Source organism: Microbacterium sp. Leaf351 (assembly GCF_001423825.1).
In the GTDB taxonomy this organism is placed as follows: domain Bacteria; phylum Actinomycetota; class Actinomycetes; order Actinomycetales; family Microbacteriaceae; genus Microbacterium; species Microbacterium ginsengisoli.
The window spans coordinates 38,992-51,229 of sequence record NZ_LMPK01000018.1 but is presented as its reverse complement, the minus strand read 5'-3'; the positions used below and the strand labels follow the sequence as shown (position 1 = coordinate 51,229).

Sequence of the window (12,238 nt, the reverse complement as noted above, 5' to 3'; positions counted from 1 at the left end):
CCCGCCGGCAAGCGTGCCTGGTACGGCACCTTCCCGCAGCTGGGCGCCCCCATCGGCTTCATCATCGCCAACGGCGTGTTCCTGGTCATCAACTTCGCCCTGCCCCACCCCGACGGCGGCGCGCAGCGCTCGGAGGCCTTCCTCAGCTGGGGATGGCGCGTGCCGTTCCTCTTCTCCGCCGTCATGGTCATCATCGGCCTGTGGGTGCGTCTGCGTCTGGTCGAGTCGGAGACGTTCACGAAGGCCGAGAAGACCGGCGCGATCCGCAAGTTCCCGCTCGGCGAGGTGCTGCGGCGCCACTGGTGGCACCTGGTGCTCGGCACGTTCATCATGCTGGCGACCTACGTGCTCTTCTACCTGATGACGAGCTTCACCCTCTCGTACGGCACCAAGGCCACTCTCGCGACGGCGAGCGCGGCCGCACAGAAGGCCGCGGAGGCGGCCGGCAAGGTGTTCGATCCCGCGGCGTTCGCCGCGAGCTATGTGCCCGGCCAAGGCTTCGCCTACACCGACTTCGTCATCATGCAGATCATCGGCGTGGTCTTCTTCGGCATCTTCACGCTGATCTCCGGCCCCCTCGCCGACGCGATTGGACGCCGCAAGCTGCTGATCTGGGTGACGGTCGGCATCATCGTGTTCGGCCTCACCTTCTCGGTGTTCCTCGCGCCGTACGCCGACCCGAAGCTCACCGGGGCGCTCACGCAGGCGTTCCTCGTGTTCGGCTTCGTGCTGATGGGCTCGACCTTCGGCCCGATGGGCGCGATCCTGCCGGAGCTGTTCCCCACGAACGTGCGCTACACGGGCTCGGCGATCTCGTACAACGTGTCGTCGATCCTCGGCGCCGCGCTCGCCCCCATCGTGGCGGTGGCCCTCTGGGCCGCGGCGGGCGGTTCGCCGTGGCTCGTCGGGCTGTATCTGACCGGATGCTCCGTGCTCACCCTCATCGCGCTGCTCCTGTCGCGCGAGACGAAGGACGCCTCGTACGACGACAACATCGGCGTGGGATCGACGGGTTCCCTCTGAACCGCACACCACGACAGAACGCGGATGCCGCGGGGCCGGGCGCCCCGCGGCATCCGCGTTCTGTGCGACGTCAGTCGAGGAACAGCGCGCGCAGTCGCGTCGTGGTGAAGACGAGCCCGACGGTGATCATCGCCACGAAGTAGCCGACGTGGATGAGCATCGCCGGGGTGAGGATGCCGGTGGTGAGCCCGCGGATGAGCTCGACGCCGTGCCACAGCGGGAACGCCTGCACGATCCACTGCACCGGCTCGGGGTAGACCGACAGCGGGAAGAACGTCGCCGAGAACAGGAACATCGGCAGCAGCACGAAGTTGATCCAGTCCATCTGCTGGAAGGTCTTCATGTAGCTCGTGACCGCCATGCCGACGCTCGCGAACCCGAACGCGATCAGCAGCACCGCGGGGAGGGCGAGGAGCGCGGTGAACGAGAGATTGAGCCCGAGCACCTGCATGATCACCATGAAGCCGCAGGCGTAGAGGAGCCCCCGCAGCAGCGCGTAGAGGATCTCGCCGAGCGCGACGTCGAGCGGGCCGAGAGATGTGGCCAACATGCCCTCGTAGAGCTTGCCGTAGTTCATCTTGAAGAAGACGTTCCACGTCGAGTCGTAGATGGCACCGTTCATCGCCGACACCGCGAGGAGTGCCGGGGCGATGTAGGCGGCGTACGCGACGCTCTGGCCGTTGACCGTGACACCCGGGATGAGGGAGCCGAGTCCGACGCCCATCGCGAGCAGATAGAAGACGGGCTCGAAGAAGCCGGAGAGCACGACCACCCAGCTCGACGATCGCGCCGAGAGCAGACCGCGCTGCACGACAGACTGCGGGTTGCCGGCCCAGAGGGCTCGCACGCTGCCGGCGCGCACGGGTGCGGAGGCGACGGTGCTTGTCATCGCGAGAGCCTCCGTCCGAAGAAGTGGTGCGCCGCGAGCAGGCCGACCGCAGCCAGCACCACGAGGTAGCCGAGATGCACGGCGATCAGCCACGGCTCGATCGCCCGCCCGTAGGTCACCATGCGGGAGAGCTCCGAGGCGTGCCACACCGGCGAGAGCCACCCGATCCACTGCAGCCAGCCGACGTTGCCGAGCGGGTAGAACGTGCCGGAGAACAGGAACAGCGGCATGAAGATGAACCGCTGCACGAGCGCGAACTGGCCGCGGTCGTCTTCGATGGAGGCCGCGTAGGCCATGAGGGGGGCGCCGAAGGCGAGCCCGCCGAGCACGCCGGCGATGATCGATAGCCACCCGGTCTCGGGGTGCGGCACGGCCTGGAACACCCAGATGATCACGTAGTACGCGGCAACGACGATGAACATGCGCACGCAGGCGCCGGCGGCGACGCCGTTCACGATCTGCCGGGGCGAGAGCGGCGCGGCGTTGAACCCGAAGAAGTAGCGACGCCATTTGAAGCCCGCCATCACCGGATAGGTCGACTCCTCGGATGCCACGGCGACGGCCGCGGTGACCAGCAGGGCGGGCGCGACGAACACGACGTAGCGCACGTGCTGCGTGCCGTCGTCGATCGGCACCGCGATGAGCGCGGCGAGGCCGAGGCCGAGGCCGAGCAGGTAGACGATGGGCTGCCCGATCGCGTTGACGACGATCGTCCAGCCGTACGCGCGCATGGCGCGCAGCCAGTGCTCGAGCACGAACAGGGTGCCCGCCCGCCGGGGCGTGCGACCCCAGGCGAGCGCCTCGTCGCGCAGCTCGTCGAGGGTCGGGGTGGTTCTCAGCTCGCTCATTCGACCAGCGACCGTCCGGTGAGGCGCAGGAAGACGTCCTCGAGCGACGAGCGGCGCACGAGCGAGGTGACGGGTTCGAGTCCCAGGGCGTGGATGCGCTCGAGGGCCGCCTCGCCGTCGTCGGCGTAGATGAGGATGCGGTCGGGCAGCACCTCGACGCGATCGCCGATGCCGGCCAGCTGCGGCGCGACCTGCTCGTTGCGGTCGGAGCCGAAGCGCACCTCGAGCACCTCGCGACTCGAATGCTCGCGGATGAGGGTCGCGGGCGACCCCTCGGCCATGATGCGGCCCTTGTCGACGACGACCAGGCGGTCGCACAGCTGCTCGGCCTCGTCCATGTAGTGGGTCGTCAGCACGAGAGTCGTGCCCTGCTCCTTCAGCCGGAACAGCCGGTCCCACAGCACATGGCGCGCCTGCGGGTCGAGGCCGGTCGTCGGCTCGTCGAGCAGCAGGATGCGCGGCTCGTTGATAAGAGCCCGGGCGATGGTGAGGCGGCGCTTCATGCCACCGGAGAGCTGATCGACCTTGGCGGTGGCCTTGTCCTCGAGCTGCGCGAACGAGAGCAGCTCCTCGGCGCGCTCGCGGCAGACCTTTCCCGGCAGGCCGAAGTAGCGGCCGTAGATGTAGAGGTTCTCGCGCGCGTTGAGCTCGGCGTCGAGGTTGTCCTGCTGGGGCACGACGCCCAGGCGCGAGCGGATCTCGGGTCCGTAGCGGTCGGGATCGAGCCCCAGGATGCTGAGACTCCCCCCGGTGCGCGACGACACGGCGCCGACCATCTTCATGGTGGTCGACTTGCCCGCCCCGTTCGGCCCCAACAACCCGAACGACTCCCCGGCCGTGACCTCGAAGCTGAGTCCGTCGACGGCGACGAAGTCGGGCTTGCCCTTGACGCGGTAGGACTTGGCGAGGTTCTGAGCGGTGATCACGGGGGTTGGCACGCGATCCACCGTAGCCCGCGGCGGCGACATCGCCGGGTCGATTGTGAGCGGGACCCGGTGCGGGGCGATACTCGTGAGCGGTGCCGCATCCCCCGAGGCGCCCGTCGGGCGCGTGGGGGCGCCGGCCGAGACCGATGAGGAAGTCATGTCCGCACCCGCCACCCCGCGTCGCAGCCCGTTCGCCCGTCCGTCGAAGGACGACGGTCCGCGCGCGAGCGTGCGGCAGCTCCTCCCCTTCCTCGCCGACCACCGCGGCACCCTCATCGCCGTCGCGCTGCTGAGCGTCGTCGGCGCGGTGACCACGCTCGCCCAGCCGCTCGTCGTGCAGCAGGTGATCGCCGAGGTGCAGTCGGGCACCGGGCTCGGCCCGCTCGTCTGGGCCATCGTGGCGCTCGTCGTCGTGACGTCGCTCATCTCCGGGTACCAGCACTATCTGCTGCAGCGCACCGGCACCGCGGTCGTCGCATCCAGCCGCCGCCGGCTCATCGCCCGCATCCTGCGGCTCCCGATCGCCGAGTTCGACGCCCGCCGCACCGGCGATCTCGTCTCGCGGGTCGGCACCGACACGACTCTTCTCTATGCGGTGCTCACGCAGGGCCTCGCGGACGCCGTCGGCAACGCCCTCATCTTCCTCGGGGCGCTCATCGCGATGGCGGTCATCGACCCGGTGCTGCTGCTTCTGATCGTCATCGTGTTGGGCGCGTCGATCGGCGCTGTCGTGGTGCTCTCGGGGCGCATCCGGGTCGCGACGCGTGCGCAGCAGGCGAAGGTCGGCGAGCTGGCCTCGGGCGTCGAGCGCGCGATCGGGTCGATCCGCACCGTGCGGGCGGCGGGCGCGACCGAGCGGGAGACGGCGAGCGTCACCCGCCTCGCCGACGAGGCGTACACCGTGGGGGTGCGCATCGCGAAGGTATCGGCGCTCGTGGTTCCGGTCGCGGGCATCGCGCTGCAGGTCTCCCTGCTCGTGGTGCTCGGGGTCGGCGGCCTGCGCGTCGCCTCCGGCGATCTCGGCATCGCCAACCTCGTGGCGTTCATCATGTTCCTCTTCCTGCTGGTGGCTCCCCTCGGCACGTTCGTGGGCGCGATCCTGTCGATCAACCAAGCGCTCGGCGCCCTCGGACGCATCCAGGAGGTGCTCGACCTCCCCACCGAGGACGCCGACGACGCGCAGCGCGCGGCGGGCGTCGTCGTCGATGATGCGGATGCCGCGGCATCCGCCCCCGCCGTCGAGTTCCGCGACGTGCACTTCTCCTATCCCGATGCCGTCGTCGCGACCCGCCGCCGGGCCGAGGGCGAGGCACGGCGGGCGCTGGCGAGCGTGCGGGTGGATGCGTCGGCGATCGAGGACGAGGGGGACGAGGCGGGCGCGCAGGTGCTGCGCGGGGTGAGCTTCCGGGTGCCGCGGGGATCGCGCGTCGCGCTGGTCGGCCCCTCGGGCGCCGGGAAGTCGACGACGCTCGCGCTCATCGAGCGGTTCTACGACGCGACGGGCGGTGCGGTGCTGGTCGACGGGGTGGATGTGCGCCTGCACGATCGCACCGCGCTGCGCGCGCGGCTCGGCTATGTCGAGCAGGATGCCCCGACCCTCGCGGGCTCGATCGGCGACAACCTGCGCCTCGCCTCCCCCGACGCGACCGACGAGGCGTGCGAGGCGGTGCTGCGGGCGGTGAACCTCGGCGACGTGCTCGACCGCAGTGCCGAGGGGCTCGATGCGCAGGTCGGCGAGGCGGGAGTGATGCTGTCGGGCGGCGAGCGCCAGCGCCTCGCGATCGCCCGCGCACTGCTGGCCGCTCCCCCGATCCTGCTGCTCGACGAGTCGACGTCGTCGCTCGACGGTCTCAACGAGCAGCGCATGCGGGAGGCCATCGACGCGGTCGCCACCGGTCGCACGCTCGTCGTCATCGCGCACCGCCTGTCGACGGTGGTCGACAGCGACCTCATCGTCGTGATGGATCGCGGCGAGGTCGTCGGGGTCGGCACCCACTCGGAGCTCGTGGCGTCCACGCCGCTCTACCGAGACCTGGCGAAGCACCAGCTGCTGGTCTGAGCGGCAGCCGCCTCACACCTCGGCGGTGTCGAGCGCGCGCGCCAGGGTCTGACGCAGTGCGGCGAGCGTCTCGGGCTCGTCGAACGCGGCACGGACGAGAAGTCCCTGCACGGCGGCGATGACGAGGTCGGCGGTGCGGCCGACGAGGGGATCGTCGGCGGTGAGCTCAGCGCCGGCGCGGGCGCCGACCCAGGGCACGAGCAGCTCGGAGACGCGGGCGCGCATGAACCCGACGTTCTTCACGCCGACCGCGGCGAGCTCCGGGTCGACGGGCATCTCGGCCCACACACGCAGCAGCACCGGCCCCGCGCTCGCGACGAACATCGTCTCCACGACCGCGAGGAAGAGCCGGCCGGGGCTGATCGTCGCGGTGCCGTCGAGGTCGATCGCCGCGACGACCTGACGGAACCTGTCGTCGAGGATCTCCTTGGCGGCCTCGTGCACGAGCGCCGCCTTGCTGTCGTAGTGCGAGTAGATGGATCCGGCGGACAGCCCCGACTCGGCGATGATGTCGGCCATGGATGTCGCGGCGAACCCCTGACGGGCGAAGCACCGCAGGGCCGCCTCGGCGATCTCGCGGCGGCGGGCGAGGCGGGTCTCCTCTTTCAAGCGGGGCACGTACACAGAATAGGCGTTCTGCTATGGTGATCTCAAACAGATCAGATGTTCTTTTTAGAGGGGATCCCCATGGCCGCTCCGGTCCGTCCGCACACCCGCTGGACACTCTCGCTCGCCTTCGGGCTCATCGGCGCCCTCGTCGTCGGGGTCGTCGTGCTCGCCTTCCTCTGGCCCACCAAGACCGCCAGCGCCCATGACCTCCCGATCGGCATCAGCGGCCCGGACGCCGCGGTCACCGCGATCGAGGACGCCGTGGCCGCCCGCGGCGACAGCATCACCTTCGTGGCCGCGACCGAGCGCGAGGACGCCGTGCACCAGATCGAGACGCGGGCGACCTACGGTGCGATCGTGCTGTCGGCGACCGCCGCCCCCGAGGTGCTGACCGCCCCCGCCGCGGGAGCCGTGCCCACCCAGCTGCTCACCGGCCTCGCGGCGCAGCTGCAGGCCCAGCTCAGCCAGCAGGCGCACGCCGCCGGCGCGCCCACCGTGCCGCAGGTCGCCGTGACCGCCGTCGTGCCGCTGTCGGACAGCGACCCGTCCGGCACCGGCCTCGCCGCCGCCGCGTTCCCACTGACCCTCGGCGGCATGCTGGGCGGCGTGCTCATCTCGCTGCTCGTGGTCGGCCCTCTCCGCCGCCTCACGGCGCTCCTCGCGTACGGCGTCGGGGTCGGGCTCCTCCTCGCCGTGGTGCTGCAGACCTGGTTCGGCTACCTGCAGGGCGACTTCCTGCTCAACGCCGCCGCCATCGCCCTCGCGATCGCCGCGACATCCGCCTTCGTCGTCGGGTGCGCATCGCTCTTCGGCCCCGCCGGCATCGGCATCGGCGCCGTGGTCACCATCCTGTTCGCGAACCCGATCTCGGGCGCGACCATGCCGTGGCAGTTCCTCGTGGCCCCCTGGGGCGCGATCGGGCAGTACCTGGTGCCCGGCGCGGCGTCCTGGCTGCTGCGCGGGCTCAGCTACTTCCCCGATGCCGACGCCACCGCTCAGTGGCTGGTGCTCGGCGGGTGGGTCGTGCTCGGCGTCGTGCTGACGGTCGCCGGCCACTTCCGCTCGCGGCCCGGCATGCATGTTCCGGCCGCCACGCTCGAGCCCGCCGCCTGAACGATCACCGCGCCGACCACCCGGGCGGCACGGACGCAACGGACCCCCGTCGCGCGATCGACGGGGGTCCGTTCGTGCCCGGGAGGGCGAGAGCTACGCGCTCTTGAGGCGGTAGCGCAGCGACGACAGCTCCGACTGGAGCGCCGCCGGAACCCGGCCACCGAAGGTGGCGTAGAACTGCTCCGTGAGATCGGCCTCGGTCAGCCACGAGTCGCGGTCGATCGAGAACAGTTCGGCCAGGTCCTCATCGGGCACCTCGATGCCCTCGAGGTTCAGGTCATCGGTGCGCGGGAGGCGACCGATGGGGCTCGACACGGCGGGGACGCTGCCCTCGACGCGACGGATGATCCAGTCGATGACACGGGCGTTGTCCCCGAAGCCCGGCCACAGGAACCGGCCGTCGGCACCCCGACGGAACCAGTTCACCTGGAAGATGCGCGGCGCACGGTCGAAGCGGAGCTTCTGCCCCACCTCGATCCAGTGGCCGAAGTAGTCGGCCATGTTGTAGCCGCAGAACGGCAGCATCGCGAACGGGTCGCGGCGCAGCTCGCCGACGGTGCCCTCGGCGGCGGCGGTGCGCTCCGACGAGATCGTCGAGCCGAGGAAGACGCCGTGCGTCCAGTCGGTGGCCTCGACCACGAGCGGCACGTTCGTCGCCCGGCGCCCGCCGAACAGGATCGCGTCGAGCGGCACGCCCTCCGCAGCATCCCAGTCGGGGGCGATCTGCGGGCACTGCGCGGCCGAGACAGTGAAACGCGAGTTCGGGTGCGCGGCCGGCCGGCCCGACGCCGGGGTCCACGCGTTGCCCTCCCAGTCGGTCAGCTCTGCCGGCGGCTGGTCGGTCAGACCCTCCCACCACACGTCGCCGTCGGGACGCAGCGCCACGTTCGTGAAGATCGTGTTGCCCCACAGGGTCTCCACCGCGGTGACGTTGGTCGACTCGCCGGTGCCCGGCGCGACACCGAAGAAGCCCGCCTCGGGGTTGATCGCCCAGAGCCGGCCGTCCTCCCCGGGACGCAGCCACGCGATGTCGTCGCCGAGGGTCTCGACGCGCCAGCCGGGGATCGTCGGCCGCAGCATGGCGAGGTTCGTCTTGCCACAGGCCGACGGGAACGCGGCGGCCACGTGGTAGGCCTTGCCCTCGGGGCTGATGACGCGGATGAGCAGCATGTGCTCGGCGAGCCAGCCCTCGTCGCGTCCGATGACCGAGGCGATGCGCAGCGCGAAGCACTTCTTCGCGAGGATCGCGTTGCCGCCGTACCCCGAGCCGTACGACCACACCTCGAGGGTGTCGGGGAAGTGCACGATGTACTTGTCGTCGTTGCACGGCCACGCGACATCCGCCTGACCGGGCTCGAGCGGCGCACCCACCGAGTGCACCGTCTTGACCCACGCAGCGCCGGCGGCGATCTGCTCGACGACCTCCGCGCCGACGCGGGTCATGATGCCGATCGAGGTGACCGCGTAGGCGCTGTCGGTCAGCTGCACGCCGATGTGGGAGAGGGGTCCGCCGACGGCACCCATCGAGAACGGCACGACGTAGAGCGTGCGGCCCCGCATCGCCCCGTCGAACAGGCCCGTGAGGGTCGTGCGGATCTCGGCCGGCGCGACCCAGTTGTTCGTGGGTCCGGCGTCCTCCTCCTTCTCGGAGGCGATGAAGGTGCGCCCCTCGGTGCGGGCGACATCGCTGGGGTGCGAGCGGGCGAGGTAGGAGCCCGGCCGCCACTCGGGGTTGAGCTTGATGAGCTTGCCCTCGGCGACCTGCTCGCGCAGCAGGGCCTCGTTCTCGGCGCGCGATCCGTCGACCCAGTGCACCCGCTCGGGCTTGAGCAGCGCGGTGAGCTCGTCGACCCAGGCATAGAGCTTCTCGACGGCGGGGCCGGATGCCTCGGGTCGCTGCCCGAAGGCGGCGACGCCGCCGGCGCGGGTGCCGGATGCGGTCGGGGTGAAGGTCTCAGCCAGGGCCATGGCGCGCTCCTCGTGTCGTGACGGTCGGTGTCGTGGACGGGTCGTGCCTCCACTCTCACGGAGGAGCGCGCACTCTTTTCCCACGTTTTCGGCGAAAGAAGATGCGTTCTTTCCGTATACTCAAACAATGGCGACCTCGATCGAGCTGTCCACCCTGGGGCACCGCATCCGACACCGTCGCTCCGAGAAGGGGCTCACCCTCGACGAGCTCGGCGCACTCGTCGGCGTCGCCGGCAGCCACCTCAGCCTCATCGAGAACGGGAAGCGCGAGCCCAAGCTCTCCCTGCTGCAGCAGATCGCCGACGCGACCGACAGCCAGCTCTCCGACCTCCTCTCGAGCGAGCCGCCGAACCGACGGGCAGCGCTCGAGATCGAGCTGGAGCGGGCGCAGGGAGGCCATCTGTTCCGCCAGCTCGGCATTCCGCCGGTGAAGGTGTCCAAGGGGCTCCCCGACGAGACGATCGAGACGATCCTCGGCCTCCACCGGGAGCTGCAGCGCCGTGAGCGCGCCACGATCGCCACCCCCGAGGAGGCGCGGCGCGCGAACACCGACCTGCGCCTGCGGATGCGGGACCAGGACAACTATCTCGGCGACATCGAGCGTCTCGCCGAGAAGCAGCTCAAGGCGGCGGGCCACCACGGCGGCGCCCTCACCCACCGCACGGTGAGCATCATGGCCGAGCAGCTGGGCTTCGAGCTGATCTACGTGAGCGATCTGCCGCACTCGGCGCGCTCGGTCACCGACCTCGAGAACGGCCGCATCTACCTGCCGCCCGCCTCGATCCCGGGCGGCCACGGCCTGCGGTCGATGGCGCTGCAGGCCATGGCGCACCGCCTGCTCGGCCACAAGCCGCCCACCGACTACGCCGACTTCCTGCAGCAGCGACTCGAGATCAACTACTACGCGGCGTGCGCGCTCATGCCCGAGACGCAGTCGGTCGCGTTCCTGCAGCAGGCGAAGAAGGACCGGAACCTCGCCGTCGAGGACTTCCGCGATGCGTTCGGCGTCACCCACGAGGCCGCCGGGATGCGCATGACCAACCTCCTCACGCGGCACTTCGAGATCCCGCTGCACTTCCTGCGCGTCGACGGCGCCGGCGCCGTCTCCCGCGTCTACGAGAACGACGACCTGCCGCTGCCGATGGACGTGACCGGCGCCGTCGAGGGTCAGGTCGTCTGCCGGTGGTTCTCGGCACGGTCGGCGTTCGCCGAGCAGAACCGCACCGTCGAGCACTACCAGTACACCGACACCCCCGCCGGCACCTACTGGTGCTCGACGCAGACGGGGTCCACCTCCGATGGCGAGTTCTCCATCACCGTGGGCGTGCCGTTCGACGACGCCCGCTGGTTCCGCGGCCGTGAGACGCAGAAGCGCGCCGTGTCGCGCTGCCCCGACGAGTCGTGCTGCCGCCGCCCGGCCGACGAGGTCGCCGCCCGCTGGGTCGGCAAGGCCTGGCCGAGCGCACGCGTGCACATGCAGATGTTCTCGCCGCTGCCGACGGGCCTGTTCCCCGGCATCGACGACTCCGAGGTGTATGCATTCCTCGAACGGCACGCGGGCGGCTGATCACCCCGGCCCGGGAGCGGACCGGCCGGGGACGACCCGGATGCCTCAGCGCACCGGTCGCTCGCCGGCCCCCGGCACCCAGCGCATCCATGCCGCGACGAACACGACGAGCGCGGCGATGAGCCCCGCGACCACCCACAGCACGACGAGGTAGTCGACCCACGACCCGATCGGAGGGGAGCCGGGGAAGAAGCCGCGCAGCGGCACGATCGCGAACAGCATCGCGCCGATCCAGCTGAGCAGGGTCGCCTCCGTCTTGCGACGCCCCCGGAAGGCCGAGATCGCGACCGTGAGGGCGAGAGCGGGCAGCACCAGCATGAGGGTGATCAGGACGATCGCGAACGCCACCGTCGACGCGGAACGGGAGGCGGCGACATCCGTCACCAACACCTCGTCGTTCGTGGAATCGGGCTGACCGCGGAACTCGACGTTCCAGCCGGGCACCCGGTCGGACACCTGCCAGCTGACCGGCACGGTGTGCAGTGTCGTGCCGTCGTCGGCGGTCTGCGCGAGGGCGATGTTCATCTGCGACACCGCGTATCGATCGAAGGGCCACTGCTCGACGAGCCCGGACGTGATCACCTTGACGCTCACGACAGACGGAGCCTGCCCCGCCGCGAAGGTGATCGTGCGCGGACCGTCGACATCGCTGATGAGCAGCGTGAGCGGCTTCGTCAGGAACAGGCCGCCGCCGGTGAGCGACTCCCCCGGCTGCACGTCGATCGACAGGGTGAGACGGTTGCCGGCGGCATCCATCGACTGCGGGCTGAGCACCACGACCGCCTGCGGGTTCGCCGCGCTGATCGGGGTCGACGTCGAGCCGGCCGCGCTGATCGCGTAGAGCACGGCGACGGTCACGTAGACCGCGACCACCACGACCGCGCCGACGGCGATCCAGAGAAGCCCGCGGCGTCGGCGCGGCGCAGGGGCGGGGGCCGCGGGCGCGTCCGCGCCGGTCTCGGTGCTCACGCGATCAGTGTGTCAGACGGCGGGACCCCTCACCCGCCGAGGAACCCGGTGTAGCGGGAGAGTGCGGCCTCGATCTCGCCCGGCGCGACCTGATCGGCGGCGGTGGCGAAGAGCGTCGCGACCGGGCGTTCGGCGAGACGACCGCGGGCGCGAGAGTGGGTCCACGTGCCGACGACGCGGCCCCGATGCAGCAGCACGGGACTCAGCACGCCGTTGGCCGTGGGTCCCACCGCGCTCAGATCCTCCGGCGCGCACACCGCGCTGCGA

General features: G+C 70.7%; 10 protein-coding genes and 1 pseudogene. 4 read left to right on the top strand and 7 right to left on the bottom strand.

What is annotated here, in order from left to right; all coding sequences use genetic code 11:
- Positions 1-1,023: MFS transporter (locus tag ASG00_RS07040; RefSeq protein ID WP_235559406.1), on the top strand; the 1,023-nt coding region annotated here is incomplete at its 5' end.
- A 70-nt stretch (positions 1,024-1,093) separates the two neighbouring features.
- Here the strand turns inward: ASG00_RS07040 and ASG00_RS07035 are convergent.
- From ASG00_RS07035 to ASG00_RS07025, 3 genes are read right to left on the bottom strand one after another with little or no spacing between them, the layout of a single operon-like run.
- On the bottom strand, positions 1,094-1,912 hold the full coding sequence (locus tag ASG00_RS07035; protein WP_056207906.1) for an ABC transporter permease: 819 nt from the start codon (positions 1,910-1,912) through the stop codon (positions 1,094-1,096).
- Positions 1,909-2,760, bottom strand: a complete 852-nt coding sequence (locus tag ASG00_RS07030) for an ABC transporter permease (protein WP_056207903.1) — start codon at positions 2,758-2,760, stop codon at positions 1,909-1,911. The genes ASG00_RS07035 and ASG00_RS07030 overlap by 4 nt, the downstream gene beginning before the upstream one ends.
- Positions 2,757-3,698, bottom strand: a complete 942-nt coding sequence (locus ASG00_RS07025; RefSeq protein ID WP_056207900.1) for an ABC transporter ATP-binding protein — start codon at positions 3,696-3,698, stop codon at positions 2,757-2,759. Before ASG00_RS07025 ends, ASG00_RS07030 begins: the two co-directional genes overlap by 4 nt.
- Before the next feature lie 145 nt (positions 3,699-3,843).
- Here ASG00_RS07025 and ASG00_RS07020 point away from each other — a divergent pair, with 145 nt between their 5' ends.
- Positions 3,844-5,745 carry an ABC transporter ATP-binding protein gene (locus tag ASG00_RS07020; RefSeq protein ID WP_056208005.1) on the top strand — a complete coding sequence of 634 codons (1,902 nt, stop codon included), beginning with the start codon at positions 3,844-3,846 and terminating at the stop codon, positions 5,743-5,745.
- A 12-nt stretch (positions 5,746-5,757) separates the two neighbouring features.
- Here ASG00_RS07020 and ASG00_RS07015 read toward each other — a convergent pair whose 3' ends face one another.
- Complete coding sequence (locus tag ASG00_RS07015; RefSeq protein ID WP_162237836.1) at positions 5,758-6,363, bottom strand: TetR/AcrR family transcriptional regulator; 606 nt, start codon at positions 6,361-6,363, stop codon at positions 5,758-5,760.
- Positions 6,364-6,432: 69 nt separating this feature from the next.
- Between ASG00_RS07015 and ASG00_RS07010 the strand changes: the two genes are divergently transcribed.
- Entirely contained in the window at positions 6,433-7,467 is a 1,035-nt protein-coding gene (locus ASG00_RS07010) for a hypothetical protein (protein ID WP_056207898.1), read from the top strand.
- 93 nt (positions 7,468-7,560) lie between these two features.
- On the opposite strand, the gene ASG00_RS07005 is transcribed toward ASG00_RS07010, so the two are convergent.
- Positions 7,561-9,435, bottom strand: coding sequence for a phosphoenolpyruvate carboxykinase (GTP) (locus tag ASG00_RS07005; RefSeq protein ID WP_056207895.1), 1,875 nt, complete (start codon positions 9,433-9,435; stop codon positions 7,561-7,563).
- Positions 9,436-9,562: 127 nt separating this feature from the next.
- On the opposite strand from ASG00_RS07005, the gene ASG00_RS07000 reads away from it, so the two are divergent.
- Positions 9,563-11,002: a helix-turn-helix transcriptional regulator gene (locus ASG00_RS07000; RefSeq protein ID WP_045248211.1), complete on the top strand. Its 1,440-nt coding sequence runs from the start codon at positions 9,563-9,565 to the stop codon at positions 11,000-11,002.
- 45 nt (positions 11,003-11,047) lie between these two features.
- On the opposite strand, the gene ASG00_RS06995 is transcribed toward ASG00_RS07000, so the two are convergent.
- Positions 11,048-11,971, bottom strand: a complete 924-nt coding sequence (locus tag ASG00_RS06995; RefSeq protein ID WP_056207893.1) for a DUF4436 family protein — start codon at positions 11,969-11,971, stop codon at positions 11,048-11,050.
- A gap of 29 nt (positions 11,972-12,000) precedes the next feature.
- Positions 12,001-12,238 (bottom strand): annotated as a pseudogene (locus ASG00_RS14880) (winged helix DNA-binding domain-containing protein); the annotation flags it as partial.